The following is a 19,962-nucleotide window of genomic DNA, read 5'->3' as shown; positions in this document are numbered from 1 at the left end:
GGACTTACAGCATTCCCTTGGTTGAAGGCAGCGTCCCGGCGGCACGCGGGTCAATGGCCGCGGCCTGCCGCAGCGCATGGGCGATGCCCTTGAAGACGGATTCCGCAATATGGTGGCCGTCCCTGCCGTAGAGCACTTCCACATGCAGGTTGCAGCGCAGGTTGTTGGCCAGGGCGCGGCAGAATTCCTCGCACAGGGTCAGCGGAAAGTTGGGCGCGTCCGGAAGGCCCCCTTCCGGAATGCGGAAGACCACATACGGGCGGTTGCTCAGGTCCATCACCACGCGCGTAAGGGTTTCATCCATGGGCAGGTAGGAACAGCCGTAGCGCGCAATTCCCTTCTTGTCCCCCAGGGCGTTCTTGATGCATTCCCCCAGAACTATTCCTACGTCCTCCACCGTGTGGTGGGCGTCCACCTCCAGGTCGCCGCGGGCCTGGAGGGTCAGGTCCATCAGGGAATGGCGAGCCAGCAAATCCAGCATGTGGTCAAAAAACGCATGGCCCGTGGCGACGGCGGCGCACCCGGTGCCGTCCAGGTTCAGTTCCATGCTGATGTCCGTTTCACCGGTGACCCGTTTGCAAGAAGCGTTCCTCATGTGACTCTTCTATACCGAAGCCGCGGCGGAAGAAAGCAGGAAATACCGCATGGGGTAAGATTTGCCCGCTTTTCCGCGCAAAAAACCGCATGGCCCAGTAATAGGGCCATGCCACCGGAGCCCCCTCCATCAGAAGAATTCCAGGAGGCTTTTATATTAAACAACACGGGGTAAATGGACTAAACAGGCCCGACGGACAGAATGGGTCCAGCTTTACTTGATCCATCCTGTCCATGAAGGCCATTTCTGCGGCGTTTTCCGGAGGGTCTTTTCTCCGGGAAACAGCCGGATTATTTTTTCCTGGCCTTGGCAGCGGCAGCCCGTTCCTCCTGGCGCTTCTTATCCCGGTCTTCACGGGCCTTGCGCGCCGCTTCCGCACGTTCCGCGCGTTCGCGGGCACGCTGTTCCTGCAGGCCCGCGCGCACCGTCTCCGTCAGTTCCTCATAGTATTCCCTGGGAACCTGGGCGGTGCGGACTTCCGTCAGGGCCTCCATGGCCTCGTCAAATTTCTTCTCGTCACACAGGTTCCAGGCCTTTTCCAGTGCGGCGGAGCCAGCCCCGTTTTCCGGGTCCTGGTTTTTCAGGCGTTCCGCATCCGTAGCGGCCACCAGCTTGACGTCCCTCATGGCTTCCAGGGAGCCGGCCGCAGGTTCAAACCACCGGTCCCCGCGCTCCTTGACCTTCTTGCGCAAGGCCCGGTGCACTTCCGTGAGCTGGTTTTCACGCTCCCGGATGGCGGTCTGCCTTTTCTGGAAAGCGTCCATCAGGAGCTGGCGCTGCTCTTTCGTCAGCTTGGGGTCTCCGCGGCGCTTTTCCTCTTCCTTTCTCAAGGTTTCACGTTCCTTTTCCAGGGCTTTTTCCTTGGCGGCTATCATGACCTCCAGCTTGCGGTTGAGCTGGCCGGCGATTCTGGAGGCATCCGGATAGGCGTCCGCCAAAGCGGCGGAGCCGGGGTAGCCGTCACGCAGGCGGTCGTACACAGCCATGGCCTGGTAGGGATTGCGCACGGCAAGCGCCTTGAAGCGCTTCAACAGCTTGTTGGCCTCATGGTCGTATTTGGTGCGCACGGTCACTTCCGCCTCCTCCTTGGCTTCCTGGGCGGCCTGGGCTCCTTCCACCAGCTTCTTCTCCTCCAGCAGAACCACCACCCTGGCCCTGGCCTTGACGGCAGCGTCATGGGCAAGCCCCTGGGGATTCTTCTTGATGGTCTTGTCCAGGTCCGCCAGGGCGCTTTCCAGGTCCTTGGCGTTCATGGTTTCCGGCTTGGCGTACGTCTTGTTGATCTTGGTGGCCTCCAGTTCATCCGGAGTCGCCTTCTTGATGGATTCAATCAGTTCCCTTTTAACGGTCACGGAATCCTTGATCCCGCCGGCTACGGGGACCAGGAGGCTGACGCTTTCCGGCGTTTCCACCTCCACGGTGCAATCCTTGTAAACGGTTCCATCCTTGAGTTTTACTTCATCCGCCGCGGCAAGCGGAACGAGTGCGGTCAACGCCAATATGAGGGACTTGTTCATAAATCTAAGGCTTTTTTCCAGAGTAATCTGACGAATACGTATCTTGCACTTTACCAGAAGACGCCCTCTTGGCGACAAAAAAAAGCCCGGAGCCGTAAAAACGGTTCCGGGCCCGGAGAGATAAAAAACAGGCTGTTTCTGGCTTACTTCTCGGCAGCGGCTTCTTCAGTGGCCGGAGCGGCTTCCTCACTGGAAACGCGGGGGGCTTCCACGATGGCCACGATCACGTCGCCGGCCAGTTCCGTGTTCACGCCGGAGGACAGCTTGAGATCGGCAATGCGCAGGGTTTCACCCAGCTTCAGGCCGGAGATGTCGGCAGTAATGGCTTCCGGCAGGTTCTTCACCTGGCAGACGATAGCCAGTTCATGAATGGTCTGGTCCAGCACGCCGCCCAGGGCTACGCCGGCGGCTTCGCCTTCCAGAATAACGGGAACGATGGAGTGAATGACCGTGGTGTCGGTCACGGCCTGAAAGTCCACATGCAGGCAGGCGTTGGTGATGGGGTTGTGCTGCACTTCCTTGAGGAGGGCCTTCACGATCTTGCCGTTAATGTCCAGGGCCACCAGGATATGTTCGGAAACGGCGGAAGCCAGCATGCGAGCGAATTCGCGGGCGTCAACCTGGATATTGACGTTGTCAAAACCGGGACCGTAAACCACGCCGGGGACCAGGCCCTGGCTGCGGAGTTGCTTCAGATTACCGGAGCCGCAGGCTCTCGTTTCGGCCTTGAGGGAATGGGATGTAGCCATGTTTTATAGAGGCAATATTGAGTGTTGATTGATAATGTTTCCTAATCGGGTTCAGGCAGAGGCCCCGCCGGGATTTCTGAACCCGCGTAAACCGGTACTCAGGTCAGGGCGGAGGACTCTGCACTAAAATTGGCTAAATGTCAAATAATGATGATACGGATTCTCCGTCATGTATGCGCTGCACGGCATGGCCCAGCAGGTCGCCCACGCTGATGCAGTCCACCTTGGGGCCATAGGCCATGGGAACGGTGTCGGAGGTAAGAACGCGTTCAATGCAGGAGCCGGCAATGCGTTCGCGGGCCATGTCCCCCAGCACGCCGTGGGACACGCAGGCAAACACGCGCTGGGCGCCGCGTTCCTTCAGGATGTTGGCGGCGGCGCACAGGGTGCCGGCGGTCTCCGTCATGTCGTCAATCAGGACGGCGTCACGGCCTTCCACATCACCGATGACGTTCATGGCTTCCACATGCGTGGCGTTGACGCGGTGCTTGGCGACGATGGCCAGCTCCGCACCCAGGGCGTCGGAATAGGCGCGGGCCATTTTCACGCCGCCCACATCCGGGGAGACGACGACCAGGTTCTGGAGGTCTTTTACATAGTGCTCGCGCAAGTGGCGGATTAAAACGGGAGCGGCGTACAGGTGGTCCACCGGAATATCGAAGAAGCCCTGGATCTGGGCGGCGTGCAGGTCCATGGTCAGCACGCGGTCCACGCCGGCGGCGGTCAGCAGGTTGGCCACCAGCTTGGCGGTAATGGGAACGCGGGGCTGGTCCTTGCGGTCCTGGCGGGCGTACCCGAAGAAGGGGACCACTGCGGTGATGCGTCCGGCGCTGGCACGGCGGGCGGCGTCCACCATCACGCACAATTCCATGATGTTATGGTTGGTGGGGGGGCAGGTGGGCTGAATGAGGAAAACATCCTTGCCGCGGATGTTTTCATTTATCTTTACAAAACTTTCCCCATCGGGGAAAGTGTTCACCGTGACGTCCGTCAACTGAATGCCTACGCTTTGCGCAATGCGCTCCGCAAGTTCTCTGTGTGCTGTACCGCTGATAATCTTCATACCGGAAACTGAAAAGCGGACGCATTCTGAACACAGGTCCACATAATCGCAATACTTAATTCTCACAATTTGATTTTTCTCCATGATGGGTTCCCCCGTTCCAGATGCCAAAGAGAGATTTCTAACCGTCCCCATGATTGCCGCCCTGGCCGTGTGCGCCATCCTGCTGGCGGTGCCCTACCTGGCGTTTCCCGAATTCGGCTCTACCGGGAATGAAAGCAGCATCCAGTGGCTCGTTTCCTCCTGGAACAAGCAGACGGATTACGAACACGGCTGGCTGGTGGTCCCCATCATCGCCTTCATGCTGTACCACGCCAGAAAGAAGATTGCCCAGGCGCCCAGGCGCATGGACTGGCGCGGGCTGATCCTTTTCATCCCGGCGGCCCTGCTTCTGGCGCTCTCCTTCCGCGTGGGACAGCCCCGCGTGGCCGTGGGCGCGCTTCCCCTGATCCTGCTGGGCGGAGCCTGGTACCTGGCCGGACCGCAGATCGCCAGGCTGTGCGCCTTCCCCCTGCTCTTCTTCTGGCTGTGCATTCCCCTTCCCTCTTTCCAGCAGGCCACGGTGGAGCTGCAAATCGTCGCCACGGAGCTGGGGCACCTGGGTGCGGCCCTTTTCGGCGTGGATACCTACCTGCAAGGCACCAACATCCGCTCCACCGGCGGCCACTGGGACGCCTTCAACATCTCAGGGGGGTGCAGCGGCATGCGTTCCCTGATGGCCCTGCTCATGCTGTCCGCCGCCTGGGCCTACCTGTCCGACCTGAAGTTCTGGAAAAAATGCGTGCTCTTCCTCAGCGCCATTCCCCTGGCCGTCATCGGCAACGGCGTCCGCATCACCAGCATTGTGGTGCTGGCGGAATACGGGGACCCCGAGTTTGCCGCGAAAACCTGGCACGACTGGTCCGGCCTGCTGTTCTTCTTCCCCATCTGCCTTCTCGGCCTGGCGGCCGTCCACTCCCTGCTGGCCGGGGAGCTGATCTGGAAGCCGTCCCGGCGCAAAAAGCTGGTCGTTAAAATGAACAAGTCCCACTAAGCGTTTCCGCCGCCATGAACATTAAAACGCTCAAGATTTTCGTCCTTCCCCTCCTGCTGGCCGTCACGCTCGGCGGCATTTACCTGATGCCGCGCAAGGGAGAGGTGCAGGATTCGTCCATCAGCATGGCCCTCCCCACCGGCATGAATCCGGACGGCTGGCACGGCACGCGCCGGCAGGAGTCTGAACAGGAGCGCGGCATCCTGGCTCCGGACACGGAATTCTCCAAGGCGGATTACGTGCAGGAAGTCCCCATCAGCCTGGACGCGCCGGAAACCGCTCCCGTGCTGTGCCGCGTCTCCATCGTCAAATCCGGCCATGACCTGAACAACTCCATCCACCGCCCGGAACGCTGCCTTCCGGCCCAGGGTCATTTCAACCTGACGGGAACCAAGGTGGAGGTGCCCGTGGAAGGCCACGGAATTATCAGGATGACCAAGCTGAAATCCCAGCAAAACATCACTCCGGACCAGCCGCAGCCCATCATTCTGGACAGCATGCACTATTACGTGTTCATTGGCCACCGCCACATGACGGAGGACCACCTGGCCCGTACCCTGACGGATATGAAGGACAGGGTGCTGTACGGCGTGGACCAGCGCTGGTGCTACTTCCAGATTTCCACCGCGTACGGGGACAAGATCAAGGTGCCGGAGGAGGAAGCCCGGAAACAGACGGAGCGCCTCATCAGCCAGCTTCTTTCCCAACTGGTGAAGTGGGACGAACTGGACCGGTAGCGCTCCCCGCCCCGCGGCGGTCAGCCCGGAAGACGGCCTTCCAGCCATGCGGAGGCCGCCTGGAAAAGGCTGCACGTTTCTTCCGCGGGGGCTTCATACAGCATGGGAGCGGGCCTCCGGTGGGAATAAAGGCGGCCCTCCCGGTCGCGCCGGTAGCCGGAAAAAGCCAGGTTGGCGTCCGCCCCGGCGCAGTGCCCCCAGCGGCCGCCGATCCTGGGCACCACGTCCATGAAGCCGCCCCCGTCCCGCAAGTAGGCGTTCCCCCACCATTCCACGCAGGCCGGGCGCGCGTTTTTCTGCCGGCGCGCCACGGCGTCTATGGTCAGGAGGCAGAGCGGAGCGGCCTGAACCGCCTGGCGCCTGGCTACTTCCACCGCGCAGGAGCCTCCGTAGCTGTGCCCTATCAACACGACGGGCAGCCCGGGGCATTCCCGGCGCAGCTCTTCCAGCTCCGCCGCAATTTTTCCGCACCTGTCCAGGAACACGCCGCAGCCGCCCCCGTCCCAGTGGTAATAGGCCGTGGCATGCGCCACTCCCGGCAAAAAACCGGGAAACCTCTTTTCCACCCGGCTCAGGCAACCCGCCACCACGTCCCCGAAGCCGCCGATGAACACGGCCAGGTAACCGGGAGCGCTTCCGCGGGAAAGCAGGTTCAGTGTCCTTTGAAAATGCATGACGGAGCCCATGATGGAGAAATCACGTCAATATCCAAGTCCATAAGACGTTCTGGCTTGATAAAACCTGCAAACTGTCCAAATGTGATGGTATGCAAGTAATCATTCACCAATGGGCCTTCAACGGAAGCTTTGACCAGCTTGCCTCCCTGCCCCGCCAGGAACTCGTCAACGACTGGTTCGGCTACGACGTGGAGCCAAGCGCGGAGTTCGCCTTCGCCACGGACGGCGAATACCTCTGGTTCCTGGCCTCCCGCAGCAAGGAAGCCACCGTCCATCCGGACGCCCGGCCCGGCCAGTTCCTGCCGGAGCTGTGGCGGTACGACCTGGCGGAATGGTTCATGGCCGCCGGGGACGGCACCAATTACTGGGAATTCAACCTTGCGCCCAACGGCGCGTGGTGGGCCTGCGCCTTTTCCGACACCCGCCGGGCCAATGAAGCCATTCCCGCCCCGCTGGCCGTGGATACCAAGTGCATCCTGACGGACGAGGGCTGGTGCGCCATGGCCCGCATTCCGCTGAACGAACTGCGCGGCGTGGACGTACGCGACTGCAAGCTGGCCGCCACGTTCATCCTGGAGACTCCGGACCAGATTTTCCTGACCACGGCGGACGACCTTTCCGGCAACCCGGACTTCCACCGCCCGGACTGCTTCTGCACCCCCATTCTCAAGTAATCCATGTCTTTGGAAGAAGACATTTCCCGCATCCTGGGGCCTGAAAAGGTCTCCGGGGCTCCGGATGTGCTGGCCGCGCACGCCGGGGACAAATGGTACGCGTCCGTGCTGCCGGAGGCAGTCGTCTTCCCGGAAAGCACGGAGGACATCTCCCTGCTCCTGCGCTACGCCTCCTCCATGAACATTCCCGTCACGGCCCGCGGCGGCGGCGTGGGATACGTGGGGGGCTGCGTTCCCGTGCGCGGAGGCATCAGCCTTTCCCTGGAACGGATGAACCGCATTCTGGAAATCTCCCCGGAAGACGGCGTGGCCGTAGTGGAACCCGGCGTCATCACGGCGGACCTCCAGCGGGAAGCCCGCGCGCTGGGCTGGTTCTACCCACCGGACCCGGCATCCAGGAAGGAATGCAGCATCGGAGGCAACATCGCCACGAACGCAGGAGGCCCCAGGTGCCTGAAATACGGAGTCACCAAGGCCTACGTGCTGGGCCTGACCGTGGTGCTTGCCAGCGGGGAAGTGGTGGAATGCGGAGGGCGCACCCACAAGAACAAAACGGGCTTCGACCTCGGGGACCTTTTCATCGGTTCGGAAGGGATGCTGGGCATCGTCACCCGGGCCATTCTGCGGATCATCCCCCATCCGGAAGCCTTCGGCGCGCTCAGCGCCAGCTTTCCTCAGTTCCCGCTGGCCGCCGCCGCCGTGCAGCGCATCCTGAACAGCGGGCACCTTCCCTCCGCCCTGGAAATAACGGACAGCTTCACCCTCCGCGCCGCCCGGGCCTACCTGGGGGACAGCGCCCTGCCCTCCGGCAGCCGCGGCCACCTGATTGTGGAAGTGGACGGCAGGCAGGCCGCCGTGCGGGAAGAACTGGATTCCCTCTGCGCCCTGCTGGAAGAATGCGGCGCGACCGACATCCTGCGCGCGGACACGGAAGAGAAGGCGGAAGCCATTTGGCAGCTGCGGCGTGAATTTTCCTACAGCCTGAAAGCCACCGGCATGACCAAGCTGAATGAAGACATCGTCATCCCCAGGTCCCGCCTGGTGGACCTGGTGGAATTCTGCGAGGCCATGAACCGGGAAACGGGGCTGGACATCGCATGCTTCGGCCATTCCGGAGACGGCAACATTCACACCAACATCATGGTGGACGATTACGCGGACCCGGAGAAGAAAGCCCTGGCGGACGCCTGCGTGGACAGGCTGTTCCGCTGGGTGCTGGAACACGGGGGCACCATCACCGGGGAACACGGCATCGGCCTGGCGAAGGCCAAATGGTTCCGGGAAGCCGTGGGAGAAGGAGCCTTCCACCTGCACGAACTGGTCAAATCCGCCCTGGACCCCCGGAATTTGCTGAATCCGGGCAAAATGGGACTCCCGTAACGTAAAATAGACTTCCATGATGCCCCCGGACGGGGCATCATGGCAACCGCACTTCATGAACAGCCCGCACAAGTCCATCCTAGCTGCCCTTTACGACCATTTCCCGGTCGCAGATGCCGTCCTGGTGTTTATTCTGGACCATCCCCTGGCCTGGTTTACGCCCAAATGGCGCAGGAAAGGCCGCATGGCCCTGAAAGCGGTGCGCCGCTACGTCAATTACAACCGCGACCTTCTGCCGCCCGAGCGCCTGGCGGAGTTTGAAGAAAACCGCAACATGCTGAAAACGGCCCTCCGCCGGGGTGACAGGCAACAGGTGGAAACCATCACCGCCAAACTGGAATCCACGCTGGAATCCATTCCCGGCGCGCTGCCCTCCGGACTGGCGGAAAACGTGGAGGTGCTGTTCGTGATTCTGGCCATTTTCCTGGGCCTGCGCTGTTATGTAGTCCAGCCCTTCCGCATCCCGACCGGCTCCATGCAGCCCTCCCTGAACGGCATCCGCGCCGTCCCCCAGGAGGGAGACCCCACCCTGATGAAGAAAATCGGGGACATGATCCTGTACGGCGGCTCCTATGTGCATGAAACGGCCTCCAAGGAAAAGAAAATCGTCCGCTTCGAGCCCGCTACCAAATACCTCCTGCTCACGGTAACCAACGTGATTTTCGACGACGGCTCCAAGCTGGAAATTCCGGCGGCGGAGGCGGAGACGCGCCGCTACTTCCTCAACCAGGAACCGCGCTTCGAGTCCGAACGGCACACGCCGTTCAGAAGCTACCTGCCGGGGGATACGATCGTGAACGCCCGCTTTGACGCCGGTGACCTGATCGTGGTGAACAAGATGGCCTACCACTTCCGCAAGCCGGAGCGCGGGGAAGTCTTCGTCTTTGACACGCGCGGCATTGAAGGCATCGCCAACAAGGGAAGCAGCACCGGGCAGGAAGGCGGAACGCACTACGTCAAACGCCTCTCCGGCGTACCGGGAGATTCCCTGTCCATCCGGGATTCCCAATTGATCGTGAACGGAAAACCGGCCACGGAATGGACTATTCAGCGGGTGGCCTCCCGCAAGCCCCCCTACCAGCCCTGCGGCTATGTGGCCCTTCCCGCCCCCCTCAGCCTGCTGGACGGCAGGGCCTACATCACGGAAGGGGGAACCGTGCACCTCTCCAATGATAAAAAACGCCCCTACCTGCGTGAGTACGTGGCCCTGGGCGACAATTCCACCCGTGAAAACTCCTTTGACTCCCGGTACTGGGGGCCCGTTCACCAATACAACATCGTAGGCCCCGCCAGCTTCTGCCTGTGGCCCTTCACTTCCCACTGGGGGCTTATCCCCTGATTCCCGGCCATTCCGCAGGCACGCTTTCCCCGTCAAGACATGACTCAAGCTCAGACTATTACAAGCAAGGCCAAGTCCAACCTGGCCTTCGCCCTCATTGACCTTCCTGAAGAAGAACGCCGCCACATGGCGGAATTTTACGCCTTCTGCCGTACGGTGGACGACATCGTGGACGAACCGGGAATGACGCCCCGAGAACGCCACGACGCCCTGAACCGCTGGATAGAAGTCATCAACGGCGGAGACGTTCTGGAGCTGACGGAGCTGGAAGAAGACATCATCGCCCTCATCCAGGACCTGGAGCTGGACACCACCCCCATGCTGCACCTGATTGAAGGCTGCCGTTCGGACATCTGCCAGCAACAGCCCCTGAACCGTGACGAACTGCTGGATTACACTTACTGCGTGGCCTGCTGCGTGGGCCTCACCTCCGCCCGCATCATGGGCGCCGGGGAAGCCGCCTACCCGTACGCCATCGCCCTGGGGCACGCGCTGCAAATGGTGAACATCATCCGTGACGTGGCGGAAGACTGCGGCAAATCCAACCGCATCTACCTGCCCAGAGAGGACATGGACCGCTTCGGCTACACCCTGGAAGACCTGCGCGGCAGAGTCTATTCCCCCCAGCTTCAGGAACTGCTGCAATATGAAGCGGACCTGGCGGAAAAGTTCTTCGCGGAGGCGGAGGAGGAATACAACCGCCTCAGCCCGGAGGATAGGGCGGCGCTCGTTCCCGCCCAGGCCATGGCGCTCATCTACCACACCATTCTGGACAAAATGAAGGCGGGCGGCTTCCGCATCTTCGACATCCGCTACCGCGTCAACACCTTCCACAAGCTCTGGCTTCTGTTCCGCACCAAGCTGGACATCGACCCCCAGTCCTACTACGACAAGTCCAAGGCGTACTATGACAAGCTGGTCGGCTTCCTTTCCCGCCCCGGCAGGAAGGATGAAAAGTAAGGGCCGCTCTCCCGGCGCGCAGGGCAGAAAACCACGGCCTTTCCTTCCGGCCCTGCGGGCATTATGCTTGTCCTGAAAGCCGTGTTCCTGTAGGAGTGCAGCATGCAAACTCCCGCAGCCGCCCTGCTTCTTGTTCTCACAACACTAACCGGGCTGTGCGCGGCAGCGGACTACCCGGAACGGGCGCAGCGCACACAATCCGCCGGGAACCATACCTGGTACATAGACCCGGACCAGGGAAACGACGGCAACCCCGGAACTTCCCCCTCCACGGCCTGGAAGAGCATGTCCCCGGCCAACCGCCTCATCATGTCGCGCGGGGACACGCTCGTCATCCAGCCCGGAGAGCATGCGGCCTCTCTGGCGCTCATGGGGGAAGGCTCCAGACAGGCCCCGGTCACTATCCGGTTCATGCCCGGCAGGCACGTTTTCAAGCACGGCGCCCTGGTCACCGGAAAGCCGCAGATTTCCAACACCAATGACGCTCCCAACGAGGCCAAGGCTATGGCCATCCGCCTGGTGGAGGCCAAAAACGTACGACTGGAGGGCAAGCCGGGAGCCACCGACATCCTGCTGGAGGGAAAAGCCATTTTCGTCTGCATGGAGCACGCGGAAAACGTTTCCCTGAACGGCCTGGGCTTTGACTACGTGCACCCTACCATGGGGGAATTCCTGGTGACGGAAGTTGAAGGAAACACTATGAAGGCGACCATTCCGGACGGTACCCTGTATACGGTGAAGGACGGCTCCCTGACCTGGCGCGGCCCCGGCTGGGAATTCCGGATGGGAGGATATTCCAAGGTCTTCGATGCCGCCTCCGGCACCTTCCAGGGCCGCTTTGACCCGGGAAAAACAGTCATTAAAGAACTGTCCCCCGGAAAAATCAGCATCACGTTCAAGGAAGGCGCCCCGACCATGCGGGCGGGACAATCCTACCAGAACCGCAACACGCGGCGGGACTGCTGCGGATTTTTCCAGCACAGGAGCAGGAACATCGTCTGGAACAACTGCCATATCTACTACATGCACGGCATGGGCGTGGTTTCCCAGTTCAGCGAGAATATCATATTCAATAACTTGAAGATAGCGCCGCGCCCCGGCTCCCTGCGCACCAATTCCTCCTGGGCGGACAACCTGCATTTTTCCGGATGCAGGGGGAAAATCATCGTCAGGGACTGCGTGCTGGGAGCCTCCCATGACGACGCCATCAACGTGCACGGCACCCACCTGCGCATTGTGGACCAGCCGGCACCCAATAAAATCACCGTCCGGTTCATGCACCCCCAGACCTTCGGTTTTGACGCCTTCGCGGTGGGGGACCGGATTGACTACGTTTCCTGCAAGACGCTGGTTCCTTACGCCTCCAATACCGTTTCCGGCAACAAAAAGCTCAATGAGAAGGAAATAGAACTCACGCTGCGGCAGCCCAACCCCGGGAACATCCAGCCCAACGACGCCGTGGAGAACACCACCTGGACGCCCTCCGTCCACGTCAGCAACACGGTTTGCCGCCACATTCCCACCAGGGGCTTCCTGCTTACCACCAGGAAGCCGGTGCTGATTGAACGGTGCCGGTTTGAGAAGACGGGCATGCCTGCCATTCTGGTGGAGGATGACGCCTCCGGCTGGTATGAATCCGGTGTGGTCAGGGACATGGCCATCTCCCGCAACACCTTCATTCAATGCGGGGAGGCCGTCATCCAGATCGTTCCGCACGCCCCCCCAGCCGGAAGGAAACGTTCACGAGAACATCACCATCACCGGCAATACGTTTGACCTCAGGAACGGCACCGCCATCCGCACCCGCCATACCGGCAACGTAAAGGCGGAGAAAAACACCTTCACCAAAGACGGGAAAAACATTCCCGCGGAGAAGGCGGTGGATATCCGGTAGGGAGCCTCCCCTTTTACCGGTGCCGTGAAACATGCACCGTCACGGAGACGCTGTCCGTCCGCGGCAGGATGAACTTGCGCAGGGTGACGATCACGTGACGCGCGCCGAACTCCTTCAGGCAAACCTTTCCCATGTCCTCCGCCAGCGTTTCCACCAGCTTGCGGGGTCGCGCCATGGCTTCCGCCCTCAGGGCGCGGGCGATGGAATCATAACAGACGGTCCTGGAAAAATCGTCGTTCAGGCCAGAGAGGGCTTCATCCGGATAAAAAGTGATATCCGCCTTCAGGGTCTGCATGGAGGCGCGTTCCTCCTCCGGCACGCCGATGAAGGTATCCAGCTCCAGGCCGTTGATGTTGATGGAATCCTGCGTATCTGAAGGCAGGGCATAGCGGCGCATCAGCGTGCGCAGGACAAGCAGGTCCGGAACGATGATGTCCGGCCTGGCCTTGGAAAGCTGGGCAGCGTCATTATAGCCGGTCAGCACGGCGATGGACGTGATGCCCGCATGGTGGGCCGTCTCTATGTCATGCTGCATGTCCCCGATGAACGCGGTTTCATGGGCATGCAGCCCGTGCTGGGCCAGCAGGGTGTGGATATGGGCGTCCTTATGGCGGATGCCCGCGTGAATGGCTTCAAAATATTCCATCATGCCCAGCTCCCGGCACTGGATGTCGAACTCCTTGGCGTCCACGCTGGTGAGGATAAAGCAGCGCACGCCGCGCGCGCGGCAGAACTCCAGGAATTCCCGCGCGTTCGGCAGCACCTCCACCGGCGCGTTGGAAACGCGGAAGGCGTACCGGAAATGGTCTTCCAGTTCATTCAAATCCGCCTGGGGCAGCACGCGGGCATAATAGTCCGGATAGGGAAGCTGGAATTCCGCGCGGAATTCATCCCTGTCCATGCAGGGTTTTCCGTACTGGGAAAAAACGTAATTGGACGCGTCCAGCGTCAGGGCCAGGTCATCCACCAGGGTGCCGGACCAGTCGAAAATGAGATTCTTGAACATGGGAATGCGTATCGGGAAAAACTCAGTCCAGGGCGTACCGCATGGCGGCCAGCCCGAAGAAGGCGGCCGTCTCCACCCGGAGGACGATGGGGCCAAGCGTAACGGGAGAGAATCCGGCCTCCAGCGCCATGGCCGTCTCCTGGTCCGTAAAGTCGCCCTCCGGCCCCACCAGCAGGGCAGCACTCCGCACGGAGCGGGAGCGGGCTTCCTCCAGCACGTCCCTGACCGGGCGCACGCCGGGCACCAGGGAGGCGATCACGTTCAGCCCTTCCGGCGCTCCGCGGCGCAGCCATTCCGCAAAGGGAACGGGAGCCGCAACCTCGGGAAGCGTGTTCTGGCCGCACTGCTTGCAGGCCTCCAGGGCGATGCGCTGCCACTTCTGCCTCTTGGCCTCCGCCTCCCGCGCGTTCAGGCGCACGATCGTGCGGTCCGTCAGGAGCGGAACGATGGCGGAAACGCCCAGTTCCACGGATTTCTGAATGATGAGGTCCATGTTGGCTCCTTTGGGGACCGCCTGGCACAGCGTCAGATGGGCCAATTCTGGAGCGGGAGGACATTCCTCCCCCGGAGCCAGCAGCACCCCGGAACTGCGCGGAGGTTCCGCCACCACGGCATGGGCGGCGCGGCCGCAACCGTCAAAGACGACGCAGGAATCACCCTGTTTCAGGCGCAGAACCTTGGCGGCATGGTGCGCCTCATCCCCGCGCAGCTCCCAGGAGGGAGCGGCCCATTCCGAAGCCGGGAGGTAAAAGCGAGCCATGCGTGAAAGGGAAAAACGGACCTTACTTGTTCTTCAGGTAGCGCGCCGCCTTGTCGGCAAACGCCACGCAGGCCGGCTGGTTGCGCTTCTCATCCACCGTGGAGGCAAAGGCGTTCAGCTTGTCCATCTGGTCTTTGGTGAGCTGGGTGGGGATTTCCACCTCCACTTCCACCAGCATGTCCCCTACGTCCGAACTGCGGAGGGCTTTCATGCCCTTGCCGCGCAGGCGGAAGATCATGCCGTTCTGCGTGCCTTCCGGCAGCTTGATGGTGGCCGCGCCTTCCAGCGTGGGAACCTTCAGCCTGCCGCCGGAGACGGCCAGGGAAAGCGGAACCGGAACCGTGCAGCTCAGGTCGTTGCCTTCCCTCTGGAAAATATCGTGAGGTTTTACGTCAATAAACACGTGCAGGTCCCCGGTGGGGCCGCCGTGCACCCCGGCATCCCCTTCCCCGGCGATGCGGAGCTGGCTGCCCGTGGCCACGCCTGCGGGAATGCGGATGGTGATGTGGGAATCTTCCCTCACGCGCCCTTCCCCGCGGCAGGCGGGGCACGGGTCCGAGATGATTTCCCCGGTGCCGTGGCAGGTGGGGCAGGTGGACTGCTGGACGAAAAAGCCGCTCTGCTGGGTGATGATGCCGCGCCCCTGGCAGGTGGGACACGTCTTGAACGCTTCCTTTCCATCCCGGGCTCCGGTGCCGTGGCAGGCCTTGCAGGTCACCAGGCGCTCAATCTCCAGCTTCTTGGTGCAGCCCTTCGCGGCTTCTTCCAGCGTAATGTCCAGGTCATAGCGCAGATCGGAACCGGGCCTCTTGGAGGATCTCTTCTGGCCGCCGTGGCCACCGCCGCCGAACATGTCCGCAAAACCGCCCATTCCGGAAAACATCTGGGCAAAAATATCCATCGGGTCCTGGAACCCGCCTCCGCCATAGCCGCCGCCCGCGGCGGGACCGCCCTGTTCAAAGGCGGCATGGCCGAAGCGGTCGTAAGCGGCCTTTTTGTCCGCATCGGAAAGCACCTCATAGGCCTCTCCCAGCTCCTTGAACTTCTCTTCCGCGGAAGGATCGTCCGGATTGCGGTCCGGGTGGTACTTCAAGGCCAGCTTGCGGTAGGCCTTCTTGATCTCATCATCAGTGGCGTCCTTGGAAACGCCCAGGATCTCGTAATAATCTTTCTTAGCCATGTGGCGTGAATGTTAAAAAAACGGTCAAACTTGCGGTTCGGGTTCCGGAGTCTCGGCCACCACGACGTTTGCCGGGCGCAGAAGCCTGTCCTTCAGCTTGTATCCCTTGCGGATGACGCGGAGCACGGTGCCTTCAGGCTGGTCGGAGGGTTCGCGCTGGAGGGCTTCCTCCGTGGCGTGGTCAAACATGCTGCCCACTACCGGTTCAATGGCGCTCACGCCATTGCTGGAAAGGAATTCGTCCAACTGCTTCTTCACCATGCTCATGCCGATGTAAATCATGGAGGCGGTGTCCGCGCTGGCCGCCGCCATGCCCATTTCAAAATTGTCAATCACCGGCAGCAATTCTTCCAGCAGGCGCTGGTTGGCAAACTTGGCGCATTCTTCCTTTTCCTTCACCATGCGCTTGCGGTAATTGTCGTATTCCGCGGCGGTGCGCATGGCGGTATCCCTCCATTTAAGCAATTCCTCTTCCAGGGAAGCTTCCGCTCCTTTTTCCTCTGCGGGGGCGTCCTGGGCCTGTTCCAGAACTTCCTGCTCTTCCGCTTCCGCGTTCTTCTCTTTCTCTTCGTTGCTCATGCGGACAATGTAGATACTTTTACCGAATGCGTCAACGGCCTGCTAAGACATGGATGACGTTTGATGCGTGATGACCGGAACATGATGCAACTCATCTATGCAGAAAAGGGAATGGCGGCTTTCCGGCCAGCCTCCCTAAGCTTCCGGAACGCCTGCCTCAGGCAGCAGCCGGGCAAGCTTTTCCGCGCAGCCGTCCGGCAGCTCCACCACTTTCAGCCGGGCTGACTCTCCGCGCAGCAGGCTGACGGCGGACCGGGGAACGTCCAGCCAGGCGGACAGGAACAGGATGACGGCCCTGTTCGCCTTCCCCTCCACGGGAGGCGCGGCAATGCGCAGCTTCAGCACGCGTCCGGCACGGGGATCGTCCTCCCAGCCCGCGGCTTCGCTCTTCTTCGCGTTGGGAATGACTTTCAGGGCCAGCTTCATGCCTTGCGCCTTTCCGTCCCGGATTTCCCGCTTTGCCTCGCCACCAGGTCCGCGTACCTGATGAGGCCGCCCCCGAACAGGTCCAGGGCGCTCCCCGCCGTGGCGTCCATCGCGCCGCCGCTCAGGGCGTCTATCTCGTCAAAATCCTGAATACGGCTGATTCCGCCGGCATAGGTCATGGGCAGGCGGCGCCAGCTTCCCAGCATCTCCACCAGTTCCCGGTCAATGCCCGTGCAGAGGCCTTCCACGTCCGCCGCATGGATAAGGAACTCCGCGCAGTGCTCCGCCAGCATGTCCAGCGTCTCCGCCGTCACCCGGAGCTCCGTCAAGGTCTGCCACCGGTTCATGGCCACGACCCAGCCGCCCGGAACCCTGCGGCAGCTCAAATCCAGCACCAGGCGTTCCGCGCCCACGGCGGAAACAAGGTCCTTGAGCTTCCCCTCCAGAAATTTCCCCTCCGCATCAAACAGGCAGGAGGTGACGATCACATGGCTGGCTCCGGCTGAAATCCATTCCTTCGCGTTCCCCGGCGTTATGCCGCCGCCTACCTGGAGGCCGCCCGGCCACGCCGCCAGGGCTTCCCGCGCCGCAAGGTCGTTGCCGGGTCCCAGCTTGATCACGTGGCCGCCGTGCAGGCCGTCCCTGCGGTACAAATCCGCATACCATGCCGCGCCGCGGTCGGAGACGAAATTGGTGCGCAGGGAAGCGCCGTCCTGCGTCAGGGAACCGCCCACGATCTGCTTCACGCGCCCGTCATGTAAATCAATGCATGGTCTGAATCTCGTCACGCGGCCACTTTGCCCGCCCTATCCCCGCAGGTCAAGAAGGGATTACCCTCCGGCGCCGTCCGGAAAACGGGCGCGGAAAATTACACAAAACAGTCCCGGGCCTCCGCTTTACCGGATAACCGCCCCTGAACATCATTCAAGAAGCCGATGAAAAACAACCTCGTCAAAAACAACCTCCTTTCCTACTGCGCCGGGAGCGCCCTGTTTGCCCTCCTGGCCTTCCCACCTTCCGTTGCGGAAGCCGGAATCCATCTGCACGGTGAAATCCGCATGGCCCCGGGAGGACAAGTCAGCCTCCTGTATGACTCCTCCGGATTCCCTATCTGGGGCTATTCCGCATGCGGCCGGCCCATTTACGCCTATTCCCCCGCAGGCATGCCCATCTACGTCATCAGGGGCATCTACCGCGGCTGCTACGTTCCCGCCTGGAATCCCAGGCCGCATTATCACGGCCCCTTCTGGCCTGCGGGCGTCTGCCGCGGACGCCGCTCCGCGCATCCGCAGCATGGAATGGCGTACCCGTCTCCCCGTCCGCATTGCCGTCCCTACCGCCCCAGGCCCCCTTACGGCGGACTTCCGTCCCATTTCCGCCGCCGATGATTCCATCTATTTCTTGATTCTCTTCTGCACTTTTGAAACAAAAAAATTGATCGTCAATCAGAAAAAAATGTTTGACAATTTCTCTTTTTCATTGATAGTCTTTGGATAAGGATGTGTGTTGGCACCCATATTACAAAAATAGATGCTTTAAAAAAGTCAGATACTAATCTAAACGCTATCTTTCATACCAAATTTTATCAAAAATATGGTAAAAAAACTTCCTCTACATTTTACTTTCTATTTCTCTACAGATTTCATCTGCAGAAGTTCCTGCAGAAGTAAAAAGTGCATTGCATAGTGGTAGTGCGCGATTAGTGAGTAATGTAACAGAACGGGTAATTATTCAGACAATTGATGCGAAAACACTAAATGAAGAATCTCTTAACTCCCTTTTAGAAAACAAAGATATTGAGCATGTTTGTTATATCAATAGATTTTTTAAAAATATAACCAAGAAAAACAATTGTTTTATTGAAGCTCTTCAAGATAATGAATTTTGTAATTTTTTATTAAAAAATCCAGTTATCTTTCAGCAACTCGCAAAAGCCAACCGGGGTAATAGCGGTACTCTTAATGTCATTAGAGAAATTTGGCTAAGAGAAAACAAAAAGCTTGAGGGAATTGATTTGGTCTCTGCTTTAGGATGCGGACTTGAAGCACATCCAGAATTAAAAGAAGGACTTGAACAAAGTCTGGAGAGATATGAATTTTATAAAAAATCAAGAAATAATGGAGATTTATTTAAGCAATATGATCATCTAAACGCTTGGGAAATGGCAATTCTCTACCACCACCATCATAACGTTGAAGATTTGGAATGGGGACAGAGATTTAGTAAAACTAGAAATAAATTCAAATCAGAAAGTGCAGGCAGCGCAACTCAGTTCATTCCCTACAGAGAAAAAAATAAAAACGGAGTCAGTATACATGCCGGAGCTCCATTTTATGATTACAAACCAACGACACTAGCTATTTTAAATGAATATGGAGGTGTTTGTGGAGCAGTTTCTAAAGGAGCTGCAGGTTTTTTAGCGTCCCGCGGCGTTCCAGCTTATCCGATCGGACAACCAGGACACTGTGCTTTTGTATACAAAAATCTATCTGGTGAATGGGTCATCGGAAATAATATTTATGGCTGGGTTTGGTCCGGGGGCCACTCCGGTTGGAAACTTCCTGGGAGTTCAAATATGTCTCCATGGGAAGGACCTCCGGCAATAATTTCTTCCTTTGTGAGATTTGAGCAATTAAATGAAGCAAGAGATTCGGAATTATGCCGGGCTTACTCCAGCTTAAGCAAAAACAATATTAATAAAAATATTTTATCCCGTAAAGCTATCGAAAAAGCATATGGTAAAAATATTGCTGCATGGCAGGATTTTATTTCTATGCAATCCAGACAGATATCCACTGAAAAGAAATATCAGTTAGCTCAAAAAATTGTATACTCATTCCGTAAGGATCCTATAGCAGCACAATATCTTCTTGATCAATTCATACCATTGAATCTTAAAAAACAAGATAAATATAAAATAATTTCTCAAATTATACAAAAAGAACGAGTAGAAGACTCCGCCATTCAGTTGTACATGCAATCATTTTCAAAATGTTTGGCAAATGATATTCCTGAAATAAAAGGTAAAGTAATATATAATGTGCATAAAAGGCGTATATTTTATAGTGACTGGCTTTTATACTACAAAACCAATAAAATAAAATTTTCAACCAAAAAGAAAACCTTAATTATCTTGGAACAAGCTATTGAAGGATTATTACCCAACAGCTCCGAGTCAATCAAACATCTCAAATTCTATGCTGAATGTCAAAAACTGTGGAATGATCCACGATTGATTGAACTCGGAAATATCTTCTTAAAAAGACTTCTCAAGGAGGAAACCGATAATATCACAGGGATAAGAAATGAATTGATCAAAGTTGGAATTGATATAGCTACTCTTTCAAAAAATAAACATGATCTGGAATATTACCATTCCCTGCAAAAATAAAT

Annotated in this window: 20 protein-coding genes; 9 read left to right on the top strand and 11 right to left on the bottom strand. The window is 58.8% G+C overall.

Going from position 1 to position 19,962, the window contains the following annotated elements; genetic code table 11:
• Positions 1 to 4: 4 nt before the first annotated feature.
• The 4 genes from hisB to HJW02_RS03660 form a co-directional block, all read right to left on the bottom strand.
• On the bottom strand, positions 5 to 595 hold the full coding sequence (hisB, locus tag HJW02_RS03675; RefSeq protein WP_102722573.1) for an imidazoleglycerol-phosphate dehydratase HisB: 591 nt from the start codon (positions 593 to 595) through the stop codon (positions 5 to 7).
• A 290-nt stretch (positions 596 to 885) separates the two neighbouring features.
• A complete protein-coding gene (locus tag HJW02_RS03670; RefSeq protein WP_156340808.1) occupies positions 886 to 2,112 on the bottom strand; it encodes a hypothetical protein in 1,227 nt (408 codons plus the stop codon).
• A 143-nt stretch (positions 2,113 to 2,255) separates the two neighbouring features.
• Positions 2,256 to 2,861 carry a 50S ribosomal protein L25 gene (locus tag HJW02_RS03665; RefSeq protein WP_102722574.1) on the bottom strand — a complete coding sequence of 202 codons (606 nt, stop codon included), beginning with the start codon at positions 2,859 to 2,861 and terminating at the stop codon, positions 2,256 to 2,258.
• A gap of 133 nt (positions 2,862 to 2,994) precedes the next feature.
• Positions 2,995 to 3,924, bottom strand: coding sequence for a ribose-phosphate pyrophosphokinase (locus HJW02_RS03660; RefSeq protein WP_102722616.1), 930 nt, complete (start codon positions 3,922 to 3,924; stop codon positions 2,995 to 2,997).
• A gap of 82 nt (positions 3,925 to 4,006) precedes the next feature.
• Between HJW02_RS03660 and HJW02_RS03655 the strand changes: the two genes are divergently transcribed.
• Complete coding sequence (locus HJW02_RS03655) at positions 4,007 to 4,957, top strand: exosortase/archaeosortase family protein (protein WP_102722575.1); 951 nt, start codon at positions 4,007 to 4,009, stop codon at positions 4,955 to 4,957.
• 14 nt (positions 4,958 to 4,971) lie between these two features.
• Positions 4,972 to 5,694, top strand: a complete 723-nt coding sequence (locus HJW02_RS03650) for an EpsI family protein (protein ID WP_102722576.1) — start codon at positions 4,972 to 4,974, stop codon at positions 5,692 to 5,694.
• Between the two features lie 20 nt (positions 5,695 to 5,714).
• Here HJW02_RS03650 and HJW02_RS03645 read toward each other — a convergent pair whose 3' ends face one another.
• A complete protein-coding gene (locus HJW02_RS03645; RefSeq protein ID WP_146018155.1) occupies positions 5,715 to 6,368 on the bottom strand; it encodes an alpha/beta hydrolase in 654 nt (217 codons plus the stop codon).
• Between the two features lie 92 nt (positions 6,369 to 6,460).
• Here HJW02_RS03645 and HJW02_RS03640 point away from each other — a divergent pair, with 92 nt between their 5' ends.
• The 5 genes from HJW02_RS03640 to HJW02_RS03620 all read left to right on the top strand — a co-directional run bounded on the left by HJW02_RS03640 (position 6,461) and on the right by HJW02_RS03620 (position 12,500).
• Positions 6,461 to 7,045 carry a DOMON-like domain-containing protein gene (locus tag HJW02_RS03640; RefSeq protein ID WP_102722578.1) on the top strand — a complete coding sequence of 195 codons (585 nt, stop codon included), beginning with the start codon at positions 6,461 to 6,463 and terminating at the stop codon, positions 7,043 to 7,045.
• 3 nt (positions 7,046 to 7,048) lie between these two features.
• Positions 7,049 to 8,425 carry an FAD-linked oxidase C-terminal domain-containing protein gene (locus tag HJW02_RS03635; RefSeq protein WP_102722579.1) on the top strand — a complete coding sequence of 459 codons (1,377 nt, stop codon included), beginning with the start codon at positions 7,049 to 7,051 and terminating at the stop codon, positions 8,423 to 8,425.
• A 16-nt stretch (positions 8,426 to 8,441) separates the two neighbouring features.
• Positions 8,442 to 9,764, top strand: coding sequence for a signal peptidase I (lepB, locus tag HJW02_RS03630; protein ID WP_102722580.1), 1,323 nt, complete (start codon positions 8,442 to 8,444; stop codon positions 9,762 to 9,764).
• A 39-nt stretch (positions 9,765 to 9,803) separates the two neighbouring features.
• Positions 9,804 to 10,724, top strand: coding sequence for a squalene/phytoene synthase family protein (locus HJW02_RS03625; protein ID WP_022396152.1), 921 nt, complete (start codon positions 9,804 to 9,806; stop codon positions 10,722 to 10,724).
• A 102-nt stretch (positions 10,725 to 10,826) separates the two neighbouring features.
• The gene (locus HJW02_RS03620; protein ID WP_102722581.1) at positions 10,827 to 12,500 is read left to right on the top strand and encodes a hypothetical protein; all 1,674 of its coding nucleotides are present in this window, start codon (positions 10,827 to 10,829) and stop codon (positions 12,498 to 12,500) included.
• Positions 12,501 to 12,631: 131 nt separating this feature from the next.
• Here the strand turns inward: HJW02_RS03620 and HJW02_RS03615 are convergent, their stop codons facing one another.
• The 6 genes from HJW02_RS03615 to hisA form a co-directional block, all read right to left on the bottom strand.
• Positions 12,632 to 13,624, bottom strand: coding sequence for an HAD hydrolase-like protein (locus tag HJW02_RS03615; protein WP_022396154.1), 993 nt, complete (start codon positions 13,622 to 13,624; stop codon positions 12,632 to 12,634).
• Between the two features lie 22 nt (positions 13,625 to 13,646).
• On the bottom strand, positions 13,647 to 14,384 hold the full coding sequence (locus HJW02_RS03610) for a 16S rRNA (uracil(1498)-N(3))-methyltransferase (RefSeq protein WP_102722582.1): 738 nt from the start codon (positions 14,382 to 14,384) through the stop codon (positions 13,647 to 13,649).
• Between the two features lie 22 nt (positions 14,385 to 14,406).
• Positions 14,407 to 15,564, bottom strand: coding sequence for a molecular chaperone DnaJ (gene dnaJ / locus HJW02_RS03605; protein WP_022396156.1), 1,158 nt, complete (start codon positions 15,562 to 15,564; stop codon positions 14,407 to 14,409).
• Positions 15,565 to 15,588: 24 nt separating this feature from the next.
• The gene (locus HJW02_RS03600) at positions 15,589 to 16,143 is read right to left on the bottom strand and encodes a nucleotide exchange factor GrpE (RefSeq protein ID WP_022396157.1); all 555 of its coding nucleotides are present in this window, start codon (positions 16,141 to 16,143) and stop codon (positions 15,589 to 15,591) included.
• A gap of 135 nt (positions 16,144 to 16,278) precedes the next feature.
• On the bottom strand, positions 16,279 to 16,569 hold the full coding sequence (locus HJW02_RS03595; RefSeq protein WP_102722583.1) for a DUF167 domain-containing protein: 291 nt from the start codon (positions 16,567 to 16,569) through the stop codon (positions 16,279 to 16,281).
• The gene (hisA, locus tag HJW02_RS03590) at positions 16,566 to 17,357 is read right to left on the bottom strand and encodes a phosphoribosylformimino-5-aminoimidazole carboxamide ribotide isomerase (RefSeq protein ID WP_102722584.1); all 792 of its coding nucleotides are present in this window, start codon (positions 17,355 to 17,357) and stop codon (positions 16,566 to 16,568) included. Before hisA ends, HJW02_RS03595 begins: the two co-directional genes overlap by 4 nt.
• Positions 17,358 to 17,504: 147 nt before the next feature.
• On the opposite strand from hisA, the gene HJW02_RS03585 reads away from it, so the two are divergent.
• Positions 17,505 to 17,957: a hypothetical protein gene (locus tag HJW02_RS03585; RefSeq protein WP_102722585.1), complete on the top strand. Its 453-nt coding sequence runs from the start codon at positions 17,505 to 17,507 to the stop codon at positions 17,955 to 17,957.
• A 314-nt stretch (positions 17,958 to 18,271) separates the two neighbouring features.
• The gene (locus tag HJW02_RS03580) at positions 18,272 to 19,960 is read left to right on the top strand and encodes a hypothetical protein (protein ID WP_146018156.1); all 1,689 of its coding nucleotides are present in this window, start codon (positions 18,272 to 18,274) and stop codon (positions 19,958 to 19,960) included.
• The last annotated feature ends 2 nt before the right edge of the window (positions 19,961 to 19,962 follow it).

Origin of the sequence: Akkermansia sp. GGCC_0220 (genome assembly GCF_017566105.1) — a bacterium.
GTDB classification, from domain to species: domain Bacteria; phylum Verrucomicrobiota; class Verrucomicrobiia; order Verrucomicrobiales; family Akkermansiaceae; genus Akkermansia; species Akkermansia massiliensis.
Note: the sequence above shows the minus strand (reverse complement) of the source record. Positions and strands in the feature narration are given on the sequence as shown.